Below are 16,387 nucleotides of genomic sequence, written 5' to 3'. Positions count from 1 at the left end.
ACGGCCGACGAAGCATCGCCTGCAATCGAGAGATCGCAGGCGATGGTCTATCTTGCTGGTTTTAAGTGGGTTTGAGGCGCCGAGCTGGTGTTTGCTCCGGCTGAAGATGCTTCAGCGATGGTTCAGCGCGTCGCCGTGGACGACGTGGCGCCACGCCTCGACGCCGCCCGCCTGGAGCCAGAGCCATGCCGTTGCAGCGACCCAAGGTCCGCCGATCAGGATGAAGGCAAGTAGGCCCATCTGTCCCTCCCTGGTGTGAGTCGCGAGTCTAGCCCCTCGCGGCGCGAAAGTCTTGCCGGGCTGCCCTCAGGCGGGTTTGCGCCCACCCTTGGCCGGTTCCGCCTCGCTCCCGGACCCCTCGACATTGATGCGCTCGGCGATCTGCGAGAGCAGTTCGTCGGTCTTCTTCTCCTCCTGCAACGTCTCGTCCAGCAGCTTGGCGGCGTCGCCGTAGCCGAGTTGGGTCGCCCAGGTCTTCAGGGTGCCGTAGCGGGCGATCTCGTAATGCTCCACCGCCTGCGCGCAGCCGACCAGCACGGCGTCGGCGGCGGGGCTATCGCCGAAATCTTCCAGATCCTCTTCCATCTCGGAGGTGAGGCCCTGCATCGCCTCGCAAGTCTTGCCGCGCGCGGGCTTGCCGAGGATCTCGAACACCTGTTGTAGGCGTTCCACCTGGTTGGCGCTTTCCTCGGCATGGGTCTCGAAGGCTTGCCGAAGCTCTTCATGCTCGGCGGCCTTGGCCGATTTCTTCAGGGCCCGAAGGGATTGTCTCTCCGCATAGTACACATCCTTCAATGTTTCATAGAAGGCGTCTTGCAAAGTCTTCGGCTTCGCGGCCATGGGCTGCCCTCCGTGGATGTTCACATGCGAAGCGGGAGCGCTTCGATGTCACAACCACCGGTCACGGGGCCGGGTATCCTGTGGCGAGCCCCGGGGCGCGCGATTCTTTTTGCGGCCGGACCCGCGAAGGACCCGCGCCGATCGCTCGGGCGGGTCCATCCGGCTGGTTCCGCTAGTCGGATCAGCGGTGGGTGCGACGGGGGGCGGGGCCCGAGGCCCAGTTCGGCGCAATCACGTCGCGGCGGGCGATGGTCGAAGCGCGTGCCGCCGGAGCGTCGTTGTACATCGGCGCGCCGGAGATCTGGCCCGTGCCCGCTGCCTGCGAGTGCAGGGATTTCGGGTTGTGGTTGGGGTCGCTGATGAAGCTGCTCATGTAGCCGCCCCCAGCGGCCTGACGGCTGCCGTCGCCGCCTTCGGCGCGGGCGAGGGACGGAACGGCGAGGGCCACGGCAACGAGGCTCAGGGTCGCGAAGCGGATCATCTCAAAAACCTTCGGCTACTGTGCGCCGGACCCCTTGTCCTGCGCCGTTGAGATGAATGTAGGCGATTGTTTTCTGTCTATAAGTGCGCGTACGCACAAGTAATACTTGCTTGTTTTAATCCTTGTACTTTGGAAGAGGCGTGCGTCGCCGCACACGAGCGCGGGAAGGGGCGACGATTTCAGGATTACGGACACCGGACCTTCTCAAGGTCGTGAACGTGACCGGAACAGCGGCGAGGTCATTCCGGGCGTGAGCGAGCGTGTCGATGCGGCCACCTTGCAGATGCGCGACACCGCCAAGTCAGTCGCTTGGGTTCCTGCAACAAGGTCAATGAGGCGCTTGCATGTGTGACAGGTGGATCCAACACTGTTCGCTGCTTATAAGGGCGTGCTCATTCGCCGAACGTTTCAAGACACAACCGCTAAACGCCGGTCTGACGATGGTGCTCGTAACGCTTTAATTTGCTGTTCAATTTTGCAAATTAAGGTTGATCCCGCAAGATGTCCATGAGTCCCGCGTGATGAGTCAAATTTCGAAGGAAGCCCGGCGCCTCGACGCGCTGCTCAGAAGCGGCCTTCTGGATATCGAATCCGACGAAACCTTCGCCAGTCTGGTCGATGTTGCCGCGGATCGGCTGCGTGCGCCGATGTCGACCATTTCGCTCATCGACAGCGAGCGACAAATCTATTTCGCGAAGGTCGGGATCTGCGCATCCTCGACATCTCGAAGCGAATCCTTCTGCACGCACACGGTGGAACTGAACGAAGCCCTCGTCATCCCGGACACATTCCGCGAACCGCGCTGGCGCCAAAGCCCCCTGGTGACGGGCGATCCGCATGTCCGCTTCTACGCGGGCATCCCGATCTCGTTCGAGGGGCTGCCGATCGGAACGCTCTGCGTGCTCGATACGGAGCCGCGCGAGGGGCTGTTGCCGGAGGAGCGCCTTCACCTTGAGCGCTACGCCGCCCTGGCCTCCGAACTGCTCGAACTCCGCGCGCTACGGGTCCAGAGCCAGACCGAGGTCGTCCGCTTCCGGCAGATGGCGGAGACCAGCCCTGATCCGATGCTGGTCGGCGACAGGGAGGGTCGAGTGCTCTACTGGAACGCCGCCGCCGAGCGGCTGTTCGGCTACCGTTTTGCCGAGGCCGGGCAGTTGCGCATCGACGAACTCATCGTGGAAGAGGCGCTCGCGTCCAAGGCGGGGCTTCGCGACTGGATCAGCCGCGCCCTTGGGCATGTCCGTGACATCGCCGTCATCGATCGACGCCGCGTCGTGCACCGCATGGAGGCCTCCGTCTCGCGCTGGCTCGAGGACGGTAAGCCCGTCTACGGGGCGGTCCTGCGGGACGTTTCGGAGCGCCGGGAGCGCGAGACGGCCTTACTCGACCTTGCCCACCGCGATCCTCTGACCGGGCTGCCCAACCGCTCCCTGCTCCGCAACCGGCTGGAGGAATGGCTTGCCGATGGTCCCGTCTCGGTGCTGCTGGTCGATCTCGATGGGTTCAAGGACGTCAACGATACGATCGGCAACGCAGCGGGCGACGAGGTGTTGCGGGGAGCAGCCGAGCGCCTGCTCGAGTGCGTCCGAGGCCAGGATATCGTTGCCAGGATCGGCGGCGACGAGTTCGTCGTCGCGTTGCCCCAATGCGGCGATCCGCTGGCCGCCTCCGGCATCGCCAAGCGCATCGTGGACGCGATGGAGCAGCCTTTCCTGATCAATGATCGCGTGGTCAGCATCGGCGCGAGTGTCGGTATCGCGCTCGCTCCCTCGCACGCGGAGGGGATCGACGAATTGCTCTTCTGCGCGGACCTCGCCGTCTACAAGGCCAAGAAGGACGGCCGCCACCGTCACAGGTTGTACACCCCAACCCTGCGCGCCGCCGTGAGCGAGCGGCAGCGCTTCGTCCACGAGTTTCATCGCGCCATCGAGCGCGAGGAGTTCGTGCTGCATTACCAGCCGCAGGTGCGCCTTAAGGATGGGGCGCTGCTCGCGGCCGAGGCGCTGATCCGCTGGCAGCATCCGGAGCACGGGCTGCTCCAGCCCGCAGCCTTCCTGCCCGCCCTCTTGTCAAGCCGCCATGCGGTGGCGGTGAACGATTGGGTGCTGCGCACGGCGTGCCGGCAGGCTGCCGCATGGTTGCCGTTCGCCGGGGCCCATTTCCGGATCGGCGTGAATGCCTGCGCGCGCCGCCTGCATGGCGGTGAGATTGCCGGCTTCACCGCCGACGTGCTGGCCGAGACCGGTCTCCCGCCCGACAATCTCGAACTGGAAATCACCGAAACCGCAGTCCTCGCCAAGGAGGGCATCTCGGTTGCGGAACTGCGGAATCTCAGGGAGCGCGGCGTCGGCATTGCCCTCGATGATTTCGGGACGGGCTATGCCTCGCTCAGCCTCCTCGAGCATTGTCCGCTGACGCGGCTGAAGATCGACCGCTCCTTCGTCCAGAAGATGAACGAACGGCCGGACGTGCCGGTGATCCGCGCGATCCTGCAACTCGCCAAGGGCTTCGGCCTGCAGGTCGTCGCCGAGGGGATCGAGACCGAGGACCAGATGAGCCGCCTCGCCCGGAAGGGCTGCGCCGAGGGGCAGGGCTACCTTTTCAGCAGGCCCGTCCCAGCCGACGTCCTCGCCACGCGCTTCCTCTCGAAGGATGCGGCCTCGGGCCGGTTCGTGCAGGCTGCCTGAGCGTCATCGGGGGAGGGCGCCGGATCCCGCGCCCTCCGGTCATGCCTCAGCCGAGGGGGTACAGAGCACAGAGCTTGTTGCCGTCTGGATCGCGCAGATACGCGAGATACAGGCGGCCCGCGGCGCCGTTGCGCTCGCCCGGCGGATCCTCGATGGCGGAGCCGCCATGCGCCGTGCCCGCCTCGTGCCACGCATTAGCCTGCTCCGGCGAGTCCACGGCGAAGCCGATCGTCCCCCCATTGCCGGGATTCGCAGACTGGCCGTCGATCGGCTTGGTGACGAGGAACATCGCGCCCTTGTGCTGATAGACGAGGCGGCCCGCCGCGTCCTCCCGGCCGGGCCGTCCGCCCATCGCGGCGAACAGGGCGTCGTAGAAAGTCTTCGACCGGGCGATGTCGTTGGTGCCGACCATCATATGGCTGAACACGGGCAAGCTCCTCCTGTGGTTGTTTCCTCGGCGCGTGAGCTAGACGCGCGGCCCGCGATATCAACCTCCCCCGCCCTCCGTCCCGCTGCGATCGCTTGAAAGAAGCTTCTCCAGAGGGTGTTTCTCGCAGTGGCGATGTACTGTCCCGGCTGCTCCCCAGTAAGAGCAGCTTCTCGTTGACGGAGGAACTTGCGTCCATCACGTTGCGGGCCGCATCCCGAGCGGGATAAACGCCGCGCCGCCAGTACCGGATCATGAGACAGGACAGCCTGCGCCTCGGCGCCTTCTTCTACGCCACGGGCCACCACATCGCGGGGTGGCGACACCCGTCGAGCGAGGCCGATGGCGGGCTCGTGCTCTCGCGCTACGTCGGCTGGGCGCAGAAGGCCGAGGCGGCGAAGTTCGACCTCCTGTTCCTCGAGGATGGCTCCGGCATTCGCGACGGCAACCTGCGGTCCAGCGAGCGCACGGCGCGCTCCACCCATTTCGAGCCGGTGACGCTGCTCTCGGCGCTGGCCGCCGTGACGAGCCGGATCGGCCTCGTCGCCACCACCTCGACGACGTTCAACGAACCCTACAACGTCGCCCGGCGCTTCGCGTCGCTGGATCATCTCAGCGGCGGCCGGGCGGGCTGGAACCTCGTGACCTCCGCCACCGACGCCGAGGCCGCGAATTTCGGCGACGATACCATCGCCCGCCATGCCGACCGCTACGAGCGGGCGGAGGAGTTCGTGGATGTCGTCCTCGGCCTGTGGAACACCTGGGACGACGGGGCGGTGATCATCGACCGGGAGAGCGGTCAGTTCTCGAAGCCGGACGGCTTCCGCCCCCTCGACCACCGGGGCAAGCATTTCACGGTGCGGGGGCCGCTCAACATCTCGCGCACGCCCCAGGGGCAGCCGGTCGTGGTGCAGGCGGGGGCTTCGGGGCCGGGCAAGGATCTGGCGGCCCGGACCGCCGAGATCGTCTTCACCGCCAACCAGACCCTCGCGGAGGCGACCGAGTTCTATGGCGACCTGAAGGAGCGCATGGCCCGCTTCGGGCGCGAGCGCGACGACCTCAAGGTGATGCCTGGCCTCTTCCCCGTGGTCGGGCGCAGCGAGGACGAGGCCCGCGCCAAGTTCGAGGACCTGCAGGCGCTGATCGACCCGGCGGTCGGCCTCGCCCTGCTGGAGCGGATGATCGGCGGCTTCGACCTTTCGGGCTACGACCTCGACGGCCCCGTGCCGGAGCTGCCGGAGGCGAACGGCATCAAGTCCCGGCAACAACTGATGTTCGACCTCGCCCGGCGCGAGGGGCTGACCCTGCGCCAGCTCTACCTGCGGATCGCGGGTGCGCGGGGCCATTCCCAGATCGTCGGAACGCCCGCCCAGATCGTCGATGAAATGGAGGAGCGCTTCCACGCCCACGGGGCGGATGGCTTCAACATCATGCCCGCGACCCTGCCCGGCGGGCTCGATGATTTCATCGAACTGGTTCTGCCGGAGCTGCGCCGCAGGGGCCTGTTCCGCACCGAATACGAGGCCCACACCCTGCGCGGGCATCTGGGCTCGCGGCCTGCGCGTCCGCCCGGAGGCTGACCGGCTCAGGGCTCCCCCGACCCGTCGCGTTCCCTCCGGGACTTACCGGTTGGGCCGGGTCGCGGCGCGGCGGAGAGCATCGGCGAGGGCGCCGCCCGGCTCGTCGCGGGGGGCGGGCCGCCTGTCCTGCGGCTTCTCCTGTTGCCTGGGCTCCGGCCGTGCGCCGGGCCTCGGTCCTGCGGGGGAGGCCGGGCGGTCAATCGGGTCGTCGAGGCGCATCGAGAGGCCGATCCGCTTGCGCGGCACGTCCACCGACAGGACGAGGACGCGCACGACGTCCCCGGCCTTCACCACCTCGGAGGGCGCGGAGATCCGGCGCTTCGCCATGGCCGAGATATGGACGAGGCCGTCCTGATGGACGCCGATATCGACGAAGGCACCGAAGGCGGCGACGTTCGTCACCACGCCCTCGAGTTGCATGCCGGGCTTCAGGTCGCCGATGGTCTCGACGCCCTCCTGGAAGGTCGCCGTCTTGAAGGCGGGGCGCGGGTCGCGGCCGGGCTTCTCCAACTCGGCGATGATGTCGCGCACGGTTGGCACGCCGAAGCGCTCGTCCGCGAAGCTTGCGGGCGAGAGGGTCTTGAGCTTGGCCCCGTCGCCGATCAGCGCGCGGATGTCGCTCTTCGTCGCCTCGAGGATCCGCCGCACCACCGGATAGGCTTCCGGGTGGACGCCGGAACTGTCGAGGGGGTTCTCGCCGTCGCGGATGCGCAGGAAGCCTGCCGACAATTCGAAAGTCTTCGGCCCGAGGCCCGCGACCTTCTTCAACGCCGCGCGGCTGCGGAACGGGCCGTTCCCGTCGCGATGGGCGACGATGTTGGCGGCGAGCGACGCGCCGAGGCCGGAGACCTGGGCGAGCAGGGCGGGCGAGGCGGTGTTCACATCCACGCCCACCGCGTTCACCGCGTCCTCGACCACGGCCGAGAGGGAGCGCGACAGCTTCGCCTCGCCGACATCGTGCTGGTATTGGCCGACGCCGATGGATTTCGGATCGATCTTCACGAGTTCGGCGAGCGGGTCCTGCAACCGCCGGGCGATCGACACCGCGCCGCGATGCGACACGTCGAGATCCGGCAATTCGCGGCTCGCGATTTCGGACGCGGAATAGACCGAGGCGCCCGCCTCCGAGACCATTACCTTGGTCATGGCGAGGTCCGGGTTGGCGGCCAGCACCTCGGCGGCGAGCTTGTCGGTCTCGCGTGAGGCGGTGCCGTTGCCGACGGCCAGCAACTCGACCCGGTGGCGGCGGCAGAGGCGGCCCAGAGCCTCGACGGTCTCGCGCCAACGGCGCTGCGGCTCGTGCGGATAGGTGGTTTCAACGGCGAGCACCTTGCCCGTCGCGTCGACCACCGCGACCTTCACGCCGTTGCGGTAGCCCGGATCCAGCCCCAGCGTGGTCCGGCCCCCGGCGGGGGCGGCGAGCAGCAGGTCCTTCAGGTTGCCCGCGAACACCTTCACCGCTTCGGCCTCGGCCTTCTCGAACAGCCGGGTGCGCAGATCGGTCTTGATGCCGGTGCGGATCTTGGTGCGCCACGCGACGCGCACGGTCTCGATCAGCCACCCATCGCCGGGGCGACCCTGGGCGGCGATGCCGTGACGGTGGCAGATCGCCCGCTCGAACGGGCCGGGCGTGCCGGCGGGCATGTCCTCGCCCTCGGCGGTGATGTCGAGATCGAGGATCTCCTCCTTCTCGCCCCGGAACAGGGCGAGGATCCGGTGCGAGGGCATGCGCTCCAGCCGCTCGCTCCAATCGAAGTAGTCCGAGAACTTGGCGCCCGCCGCCTCCTTGCCCTTGCGCACCCGCGAGACGGCCTGTCCGGCGCGCCAGACATCCTCGCGCAGACGCCCGACGAGGTCGGCATCCTCCGCGAACCGTTCGATCAGGATGTGCCGGGCGCCCTCAAGGGCGGCGTCCGCCCCCGCCACGCCCTTGTCCGGGGCGACATAGCCGGTGGCGGCCTTCAGCGGATCGGCAGTTAGGTTGGCGAGGAGAGCCTCGGCGAGCGGCCCGAGCCCGGCCTCGCGGGCGATCTGCGCCTTGGTCCGGCGCTTGGTCTTGTACGGAAGATAGATGTCCTCCAGCCGCGCCTTGGTGTCGGCGGCGGCGATGGCGGCTTCCAGCGCCGGGGTGAGCTTGCCCTGCGCACGGATGCTGTCCAGCACGGTGCCGCGCCGATCCTGCAACTCGCGCAGGTAGCCGAGGCGCTCTTCCAGCGTGCGCAATTGCGAATCGTCGAGGGAGCCGGTCGCCTCCTTCCGGTAGCGGGCGATGAAGGGCACCGTCGCGCCCCCGTCGAGCAGGCCGACGGCGGCCTCGACCTGGGCCTCGCGCACGCCGAGTTCGCGGGCGATCAGCTGGTTCACGGTGGTCATGATGTCTCCCGTCGTCCGAGCGAGCGCGCGTGGAACCGGGGTATGGCCCCGGCGAGCGGGCGGATGTACCGCCTCGGAACCGTCCGGGCCAAGACCCCCTAAGACATCCAAGTCCAAGACCCTGCGAGGAAGAGACTGACCATGCCCGCCCGCCCCCTCGTGCCATTCCCCGATCCCCGGCTCTCGCGTGCCGCCCAGCCGGTCGAGACCTTCGGCCCCGAACTCGCGGCCCTTGCGGACGATCTGCGCGACACCCTCTTGGAGGTCTCCGCCATCGGCCTCACGGCGCCGCATCTCGGCGTGGCCGCGCGGCTGATGGCGATCCGCATGGCGCCGGACGAGGATCTGCACGTCTATGTGAATCCCTCGATCCTCTGGGCCTCGGACGAGACCGAGACCCATGACGAGGGCAGCGTCAGCATGCCGGGCGTGCGCGAGCGGATTACCCGGCCCGCCCGCATCCGCTTCGCCTATTCCAGCCTCGACGGAGCGCGGCACGAGCAGGAGGCGGATGGCTTCCACGCGGCCGTGGTCCAGCACGAGATCGACCAGGCTCGACGGGATCTTCTGGATCGACCGCCTGTCCCGGCTGAAGCGGGAGCGCCTGCTCAAGCGGTTCGGCAAACTGAAGTGAGCCACTGCGCGTAACAGCCGAGGGCGAATCTGACCGGCCGCGACGGCCTTCGCTGGACGGAGGGGGCGATCATCGGAGGGTGCGCTGGGCCCGCGCCAGACGGGCTTCGAGAACAGGACCGTCGAGGAAATGCCCCATACCGTGAAGCGCAGCCTGCGCACCGGCCTGCTCGCGTTCGGCCTTCTCGCGGCGGGCCTCGGCCCCTCTGCCGCCTTCGATCCCGCCCCCGCTCCGGTCGAGGCCGGGCAGGCGGGCTTCGACGCCGCCCGGCTGAAGGCGATCGGCGATTTCGTCCGGCGCGACATCGCCGCGGGCAAGATCCCCGGCATGGTGCTGCTGGTCATGCGCGACGGCAAGCCGGTGATGTTCGACGCGTTCGGCGAGCGTGCACCCGGCTCGCCCATGCAGCGCGACAGCCTGCACCGCATCGCCTCCACGACGAAGATGTTCGTCACCACGGCGGCCCTGCGCCTCTACGAGCAGGGCCGCTTCAAGCTGACCGATCCGGTCGCGACCTATCTCCCCGAATTGAAGGACCTGAAGGTCTTCGCGGGCGCGGAGAGCGGCACCGGCACCGATGTGCCGCCCCCGGAGGCGGCCAAGCGGCCTCCGACCGTGGGGGATCTGATGCGGCACACGGCCGGGCTCACCTATTGGTGGATCGGGCCGTTGAATGCCGTACGGCGCAATCAGCGCGAGCAGGATCTCGAGGGGCTCTACAGCCTGACGGGTGAGGAGATGCTCGCCAAGCTCGGGCAGCAGCCGCTCCTGTACCAGCCGGGTTCGACCTTCGAATACTCCATCGCCACCGACGTGCTCGGCCATCTCCTGGAGCGGATCGAGGGCAAGCCGCTGGACCGGGTCGTGTCGGAGCAGGTGTTGCAGCCCCTCGGGCTCACCGACACGGTGTGGCAGGTCGATGAGGCGCGGGCCGACCGCCTCGCGGAGCCGTCGCAGGCCACGCTGGCGAAGGACCCGCTCGCCTGGGTCTATGGCTGGCTCGACCTGCGCAAGCCGCCGAAGCGCTTCTCCGGCGGCGCCGGGCTCGCCTCGACGGCCGGGGATGTCGGTCGGCTGCTGCAGACGTTGGCCAATGGCGGCGAGATCGACGGGGTGCGGCTGCTCTCTCCGAAGACCGTGCGCTTCATGCTGCATTCCGACCAGCTCGCGGGTCTTCGCGGTCCGCGCAACAACGTCGAGGACGGCTACGGCTGGAGCCTCGTGAACCCGGTCCGCCTCGCCACCGGCGCCCACACGACGCCCGGTGCGCCGGGCGACGTCTATTGGGGCGGCATCACCGGGCCGCGCTACATGGTCGATCCGACGGAGCGGCTCGTCGTGGTGGCGATGTTCCAGGCCCCGAGCCTGCGGGGCCATTACTATTCGCTGCTCCGGCAGATGATCTACGGCGCCATGATCAAGTAGGGCGCCCCTACCGCCTGCGCGGCGGCAGGTCGGTGCAGATCCCGAGCGAGACTTCGGCGGCCATGCCGATGGTCTCGCCAAGGGTCGGATGCGGGTGGATGGTGCGGCCGATATCGGCAGCGTCCGCCCCCATCTCGATGGCGAGGCCGATCTCACCCAGCATGTCGCCCGCACTCGGGCCGACGATGGCGCCACCGACGACCCGCTGGGTCTCGCGGTCGAAGATCAGCTTCGTCAGCCCGTAATCGGCGCCGTTGGCGATGGCCCGGCCCGACGCTCCCCAGGGGAAGCGGGCCACATCGACCGGGCGGCCCTGCGCGGCGGCCTGCGCCTCGGTGAGGCCGACCCAGGCGATCTCCGGGTCGGTATAGGCGACGGACGGGATCACCGACGCGTCGAACCCGGCCCTGTGCCCGGCGGCGACCTCGGCCGCCACATGGCCCTCGTGCACCGCCTTGTGGGCGAGCATCGGCGCTCCGGCGAGATCGCCGATGGCGAAGATGTGCGGCACGTTCGTGCGCATCTGGGCATCGACCGGCACGAAGCCGCGCTCGACGTTCACCCCGGCTTCCACGAGCCCGAGCCCGTCGCCGTTGGGCCGCCGCCCCGCCGATTGCAGCACGAGATCGTAGGTGCGCGGATCCGGCTCGTCCTTCAGGGTCACCGTGATCCCGTCCGGCCCGGCCTCGGCCGCGACCACCTCGGCGCCGGTCAGGATGCGGTCGAAGCGGTGGGCGTTGCGCTTGGTCCAGACCTCCACGAGGTCGCGGTCCACCCCGTCGAGGATGTGCGGCAGGCGCTCGACCACATCGACCCGCGCGCCCAGCGCGCTGTAGACGGTCGCCATCTCCAGCCCGATGATGCCGCCGCCGATGACGAGCAGGCGCTTCGGCACGAAGGGCAGTTCGAGCGCGCCGGTCGAATCGACGACGCGCGGATCCTTCGGCAGCATCGGCAGGGCGACCGGGGAGGAGCCCGCCGCGACGATGGCGCTGGCGAAGCCGATCTCCCGCGCCGCGCCCTCGCCGGTCTCGACCGCGATGCGGTTTGCGCCCACGAAGCGCGCCGTGCCGCGCACCACTTCGACCTTGCGCAGGCGCGCCATCTGCCCAAGCCCGTCGGTCAGGCGGCGCACGGTCGCGCCCTTGAAGGCGCGCAGCTTGTCGAGGTCGATCGACGGGGCACCGAAGGACACGCCGTGATCGGCGAGACGCTGCGCCTCCTCCGTGACGGCGGCCACGTGCAGCAGGGCCTTCGAGGGGATGCAGCCCACGTTGAGGCACACGCCGCCGAGAGTCGGCTCGCGCTCTACGAGGATCACCCGCTGGCCGAGATCGGCCGCGCGGAAGGCGGCGGAATAGCCGCCCGGCCCGCCGCCGATCACCATCACGTCGCAATCGGTCTTTCCGGCCGGGGCCGGAGCGGGAGCAGGCGTGGGGGCCGGTGCCTCCTTGGGCGCTTCCGGCGCGGCCGGGCGCGCGTCGCCCTCGGCCTCGATGCGGGCGATCACCGTCCCGGCGGAGACCTTTTCGTTGAGGCCGATCAGCATCTCCACCACCCGCCCGGCCCTGGGCGAGGGGATGTCCATCGTCGCCTTGTCGGATTCGACCACGCACAGGGTCTGGTCGAGGGCGACCGTCTCGCCCGCACTCACCGAAATCTCGATGACGGGCACGTCGCGGTAATCCCCGATATCGGGGACGCGGATGTCGATGATCTCGCTCATGGGGGCGACATTCATGGGATCGACGCTCACAGGAGGGCGCGGCGCAGGTCCGAGAGGACCGAGGCGACATGGCCGAGGAAGCGCGCGGCCGCGACGCCGTCCACCACCCGGTGATCCCAGGACAGGCTGAGGGGCAGGATCAGGCGCGGGCGGAAGGTCTCGCCGTCCCAGACCGGCTCCATCCGCGAGCGCGCCGCGCCGAGGATCGCGACCTCGGGGGCGTTGATGATCGGCGTGAAGCCGTCCCCGCCGATGCCGCCGAGCGACGACACGGAGAAGCAGCCGCCCTGCATGTCGGCTCCGCTCAGGGTGCCCGCGCGGGCCTTGTCGGCGAGCGCCGCCATCTCGGTAGCGATCTCGATCAGGCCCTTGCGGTCGGCATCGCGCACCACCGGGACCATCAAGCCCTTGGGCGTGTCCACGGCGAAGCCGATATGGACGAACTCCTTCATGACGAGGTGGTCCCCGTCGAGGGAGCTGTTGAAGCGCGGATAGGCGCGCAGGGCCGAGGCGGCGGCCTTGATGAGGAAGGCCACCATCGTCACCCGCGCGGGCGGCGTGCGCTTTTCGGCATTCAACCCGACGCGGAAGGATTCGATCTCGGTCACGTCCGCATGGTCGAAATTCGTGACATGCGGGATGGTCAGCCAGTTGCGTGTGAGGTTCGCCCCCGAGAGCGACTGGATGCGCGACAGCGGCTCGCGCCGCACCGGCCCGAACTTGGCGAAATCCACCTCGGGCCAGGCTGGCAGGTTGGCGCCGATCCCGCCGGACACCGGAGCCACCGGAGCGGAGGCGGGCGCGGCCAGCGCCGACTTCACGAAGGCATGGACGTCCTCGCGCAGGATGCGGCCCTTCGGTCCGCTGGGCGGTACGCGGTCCAGGGTGACGCCGAGTTCGCGGGCGAGCTGGCGCACGGAGGGGCTGGCATGGGCCGAGCCGGCGGCGGCGGCGACAGGCTGAGGCGCGGTCGCAGGTGCGGCAGACGGCGTGGGAGCCGGAGGCGAAGCCGGAGCCGGTACGGACGGCGGGGGAGGCGGGGCGGAGGGCGGCTCGGCGGCGGCCTTCTCCGTGCCCTCGGCTTCGAGCGTCAGAATCGGCGTGCCCTGCGAGACCTTGGAGCCCACGGCCACCAGAAGCTCGCGCACGACGCCCGCGACGGGGGAGGGAACCTCCATCGTCGCCTTATCGGATTCGAGGCTCAGGATCAGGTCGTCCACCGCGAGGCGGTCGCCCGGCTTCACCATGAGCTCGATCACCGGCACGTCCTTGTAGTCACCGATGTCGGGAAGGGTGATCTGCAGCGCGGCGCTCATGCAGGGGGTCGTCCTCGGGAGAAGGGTACGCGTTGGGCGGGCGTGATCCGGCTCCCCTCGCGAAATACGCGAGGGGAGTGGTGGCCTTGCGGGGCGTCAGAGGGTCCAGGGCGCCGGGGCGGCCTGGTCGATACCGTAGTGGCGGATCGCCTCGGCGACCTTGGCGCGGGGCACGCTGCCCGCCTCGCTCAGGGCGTGGAGGGCCGCGATCACCACGTGCTGGCGGTCCACCTCGAAGAAGCGGCGCAACTCGTTGCGGGTGTCGCTGCGTCCGAACCCGTCGGTGCCGAGCGCCACGAACCGGGCGGCGACATAGGAGGCGATCAGCTGCGGATAGGCACGGACATAGTCGGTCGCGGCGATAATCGGCGCAGAGCCGGGCAGGAGCTTGGCGACATGGCTCCGGGGGGCCTCGGTTTCGGGGTTGAGCCGGGCCTGTCGCTCGGCGGTCTGGGCGTCGCGGGCGAGTTCGCTGAAGCTCGTGGCGCTGAACACCTCGGCCTCGACGCCCCAATCGCGCTTCAGCATCTCAGCGGCGGCGATGACCTCCGGCAGGATCGCGCCCGAGCCGAGGAGGCGCACCGCGCCCGTCCCGGTCTCCGGTCCGGAGAGGCGGTACAGGCCCTTGAGGATGTCCGCCTCGGCGCCCGCCGGCATGGAGGGCTGGGCGTAGTTCTCGTTCATGGCGGTGAGGTAGTAGAACTCGTCCACCCCCTCTTCCATCATGCCGCGCACGCCGTGATCGACGATCACCGCCATTTCGTAGGCGAAGGCGGGGTCATAGGCGCGGCAGTTCGGAATCGCCGCCGCCTGCATGTGGCTCGACCCGTCCTGGTGCTGAAGGCCCTCGCCGCCCAGCGTCGTGCGCCCGGCCGTTGCGCCGATGAGGAAGCCCCGCGCCCGCTGGTCCGCCGCCGCCCAGATCAGGTCGCCGACCCGCTGGAAGCCGAACATCGAATAGTAGATGTAGAACGGCAGCATCGACAGGCCGTGCACGCTGTAGCTCGTGGCCGCCGCCGTCCAGGACGAGATGGCGCCCGCTTCCGTGATGCCCTCTTCCAGCAACTGCCCGTCGCGAGCCTCGCGGTAATAGAGCATCGAGCCGGCATCCTCCGGCTCGTAGAGCTGGCCCTGCGGCGCGTAGATGCCGACCTGCCGGAACAGGTTCGCCATGCCGAAGGTGCGCGCCTCGTCGGCGACGATCGGCACGATGCGGGGCCCGAGATCCTTGTGCTTCAGGAGGTTGCCGAACAGGCGGACCACGGCGGTGGTGGTCGACATCTCCTTGCCGCCCGCCTCCAGGGCGAAGGCGGCATAGGTCGAGAGCGGAGGCACCGGCACGGTCGGCGCGGTGCGGCGGCGGGCGGGCAGCATGCCGCCGAGGCTGTCGCGGCGCTCGCGCAGGTAGCGCATCTCGGCGCCGTCCTCGGCGGGCTTGTAAAAGTCCAGCGCCTCGACCTGCGCGTCGGTGAGGGGCAGGGCGAAGCGGTCGCGGAAGGCGCGCAGGGCGTCCACGTCGAGCTTCTTCGCCTGATGGGCGGTCATGCGCGATTCGCCCGCGCCACCCATGCCGTAGCCCTTCTTGGTCTTGGCCAGGATCACCGTCGGGCGGCCCTTGGTCGCCTTCGCGGCGGCGAAGGCCGCGTAGAGCTTGCGGAAATCATGCCCGCCGCGCTTCAGCCGGTCGACATCGGCGTCGGACATGTGGGCGACGAGCCGCGCACCTCCGGATCCTCACCGAAGAAGTGAGCGAGGTTGTAGGCGCCGTCCTTGGCGCCCAGCGTCTGATACTTGCCGTCCACCGTCTCGGCGAAGCGGCGCAACAGGGCGTGGTTGGTGTCCCGGGCGAAGATCCCGTCCCATTCCGAGCCCCACAGCACCTTGATGACGTTCCAGCCCGCGCCGCGGAACAGGTTCTCCAGTTCCTGGATGATCTGTCCGTTGCCGCGCACCGGGCCGTCGAGCCGCTGCAGGTTGCAGTTGATGACGAAGGTCAGGTTGTCGAGGTTCTCGCGCGCGGCGAGCGACAGGCCCGCGATCGATTCCGGCTCGTCCATCTCGCCGTCGCCGAACACGCCCCAGACATGGCGGCCGGCGGTGTCGGCGAGGCCGCGGTCGGACAGGTAGCGCATGAAGCGCGCCTGATAGACCGAATGGATCGGCCCGATGCCCATGGAGCCGGTAGGCACCTGCCAGAAATCCGGCATCAGCCAGGGATGCGGATAGGAGCACAGGCCGTCGCCGGAAATCTCCTGGCGGTAATGCTTCAGCTGGTTCTCGGAGAGCCGCCCGTCGAGGAAGGCGCGGGCATAGACGCCCGGTGCCGAGTGCGGCTGGAAGTAGACGAGGTCTCCGTCCGCGCCACCCTTGAAGAAGTGGTTGAAGCCGACCTCGAACAGTTCGGCGGCGGAGGCGTAGCTCGCCACGTGCCCGCCGAGTTCGCCGTAGGCCATGTTGGCGCGCACCACCATGGCCAGCGCGTTCCAGCGGATGATCGAGGTCAGCCGCTCCTCGATGTCGAGGTCGCCGGGATAGCGCGGCTGCTTCTCCAGGGGGATCGTGTTCCGGTAGGGCGAGTAGGGCAGCGCCTCCTCGGACAGGCCGATCTCCTTCGAACGGCGCTCCAGCCGGTCGAGGATGAAGCGCGCCCGCGCCGGGCCTTCCATCCGGAACAGCGAATCCAGCGCCGCCACCCAATCGGCTGTCTCCACCGGATCGGTATCGACCTCCGCCGACCGCGCGATCGTGGTCTTGGACGGAACGGCATTCATGGGGCGGCCTCCCTGGTTTCATGGGACAATAAAGGCACGCGTGAGGGAAGTGTTGCCGGATTCGGGCATCGGCTCCGCTGCGATAGGCAAGATCGACCGTGTTTCCAGGGCTTCAAGGTATGCTATG

At 68.8% G+C, this 16,387-nt stretch carries 10 protein-coding genes and 2 pseudogenes; 4 read left to right on the top strand and 8 right to left on the bottom strand.

The genetic code is table 11. The features are described 5' to 3' along the window. Nucleotides 1-111: 111 nt before the first annotated feature. From ACFQE0_RS04620 to ACFQE0_RS04610, 3 genes are all read right to left on the bottom strand, one after another. Nucleotides 112-240, bottom strand: coding sequence for a hypothetical protein (locus tag ACFQE0_RS04620; RefSeq protein WP_378967515.1), 129 nt, complete (start codon nt 238-240; stop codon nt 112-114). 66 nt (nt 241-306) lie between these two features. Beyond that, complete coding sequence (locus ACFQE0_RS04615) at nt 307-840, bottom strand: YciE/YciF ferroxidase family protein (protein WP_378967513.1); 534 nt, start codon at nt 838-840, stop codon at nt 307-309. Nucleotides 841-1,021: 181 nt separating this feature from the next. After that, nucleotides 1,022-1,321, bottom strand: coding sequence for a hypothetical protein (locus ACFQE0_RS04610; RefSeq protein ID WP_378967511.1), 300 nt, complete (start codon nt 1,319-1,321; stop codon nt 1,022-1,024). 521 nt (nt 1,322-1,842) lie between these two features. On the opposite strand from ACFQE0_RS04610, the gene ACFQE0_RS04605 reads away from it, so the two are divergent. Next, nucleotides 1,843-4,008, top strand: coding sequence for a putative bifunctional diguanylate cyclase/phosphodiesterase (locus ACFQE0_RS04605; protein WP_378967509.1), 2,166 nt, complete (start codon nt 1,843-1,845; stop codon nt 4,006-4,008). Between the two features lie 46 nt (nt 4,009-4,054). On the opposite strand, the gene ACFQE0_RS04600 is transcribed toward ACFQE0_RS04605, so the two are convergent. Further along, the gene (locus tag ACFQE0_RS04600; protein ID WP_378967506.1) at nt 4,055-4,435 is read right to left on the bottom strand and encodes a VOC family protein; all 381 of its coding nucleotides are present in this window, start codon (nt 4,433-4,435) and stop codon (nt 4,055-4,057) included. Between the two features lie 254 nt (nt 4,436-4,689). Between ACFQE0_RS04600 and ACFQE0_RS04595 the strand changes: the two genes are divergently transcribed. Beyond that, the gene (locus ACFQE0_RS04595) at nt 4,690-6,015 is read left to right on the top strand and encodes an LLM class flavin-dependent oxidoreductase (RefSeq protein WP_378967503.1); all 1,326 of its coding nucleotides are present in this window, start codon (nt 4,690-4,692) and stop codon (nt 6,013-6,015) included. A 42-nt stretch (nt 6,016-6,057) separates the two neighbouring features. Here ACFQE0_RS04595 and ACFQE0_RS04590 read toward each other — a convergent pair whose 3' ends face one another. Then, nucleotides 6,058-8,388 carry a Tex family protein gene (locus ACFQE0_RS04590; RefSeq protein ID WP_378967501.1) on the bottom strand — a complete coding sequence of 777 codons (2,331 nt, stop codon included), beginning with the start codon at nt 8,386-8,388 and terminating at the stop codon, nt 6,058-6,060. Nucleotides 8,389-8,529: 141 nt separating this feature from the next. On the opposite strand from ACFQE0_RS04590, the pseudogene ACFQE0_RS04585 reads away from it, so the two are divergent. Then, a pseudogene (locus ACFQE0_RS04585) lies at nt 8,530-9,022 on the top strand (peptide deformylase). Nucleotides 9,023-9,151: 129 nt separating this feature from the next. Beyond that, nucleotides 9,152-10,447, top strand: a complete 1,296-nt coding sequence (locus tag ACFQE0_RS04580; RefSeq protein ID WP_378967498.1) for a serine hydrolase domain-containing protein — start codon at nt 9,152-9,154, stop codon at nt 10,445-10,447. A 7-nt stretch (nt 10,448-10,454) separates the two neighbouring features. Here the strand turns inward: ACFQE0_RS04580 and lpdA are convergent, their stop codons facing one another. The 3 genes and pseudogenes from lpdA to mdeB form a co-directional block, all read right to left on the bottom strand. Beyond that, nucleotides 10,455-12,173, bottom strand: coding sequence for a dihydrolipoyl dehydrogenase (gene lpdA, locus ACFQE0_RS04575; RefSeq protein WP_378975267.1), 1,719 nt, complete (start codon nt 12,171-12,173; stop codon nt 10,455-10,457). 26 nt (nt 12,174-12,199) lie between these two features. Continuing rightward, on the bottom strand, nt 12,200-13,489 hold the full coding sequence (gene aceF / locus ACFQE0_RS04570; protein WP_378967496.1) for a dihydrolipoyllysine-residue acetyltransferase: 1,290 nt from the start codon (nt 13,487-13,489) through the stop codon (nt 12,200-12,202). A 96-nt stretch (nt 13,490-13,585) separates the two neighbouring features. Continuing rightward, nucleotides 13,586-16,260 (bottom strand): annotated as a pseudogene (gene mdeB, locus ACFQE0_RS04565) (alpha-ketoglutarate dehydrogenase). Between the last annotated feature and the right edge of the window lie 127 nt (nt 16,261-16,387).

This window comes from Methylobacterium komagatae (assembly GCF_042661665.1).
GTDB lineage: Bacteria > Pseudomonadota > Alphaproteobacteria > Rhizobiales > Beijerinckiaceae > Methylobacterium > Methylobacterium komagatae.
The sequence above is the reverse complement of the archived record's forward strand: the minus strand, read 5'-3'. Positions and strand labels throughout refer to the sequence as shown.

Coding starts and splice junctions, on each gene's coding strand:
- ACFQE0_RS04580 (WP_378967498.1), top strand. CDS start 9,152: ATGCCCCATACCGTGAAGCGCAGCCTGCGCACCGGCCTGCTCGCGTTC.
- ACFQE0_RS04590 (WP_378967501.1), bottom strand. CDS start 8,388: ATGACCACCGTGAACCAGCTGATCGCCCGCGAACTCGGCGTGCGCGAG.
- ACFQE0_RS04595 (WP_378967503.1), top strand. CDS start 4,690: ATGAGACAGGACAGCCTGCGCCTCGGCGCCTTCTTCTACGCCACGGGC.
- aceF (WP_378967496.1), bottom strand. CDS start 13,489: ATGAGCGCCGCGCTGCAGATCACCCTTCCCGACATCGGTGACTACAAG.
- ACFQE0_RS04620 (WP_378967515.1), bottom strand. CDS start 240: ATGGGCCTACTTGCCTTCATCCTGATCGGCGGACCTTGGGTCGCTGCA.
- lpdA (WP_378975267.1), bottom strand. CDS start 12,173: ATGAGCGAGATCATCGACATCCGCGTCCCCGATATCGGGGATTACCGC.
- ACFQE0_RS04610 (WP_378967511.1), bottom strand. CDS start 1,321: ATGATCCGCTTCGCGACCCTGAGCCTCGTTGCCGTGGCCCTCGCCGTT.
- ACFQE0_RS04615 (WP_378967513.1), bottom strand. CDS start 840: ATGGCCGCGAAGCCGAAGACTTTGCAAGACGCCTTCTATGAAACATTG.
- ACFQE0_RS04605 (WP_378967509.1), top strand. CDS start 1,843: ATGAGTCAAATTTCGAAGGAAGCCCGGCGCCTCGACGCGCTGCTCAGA.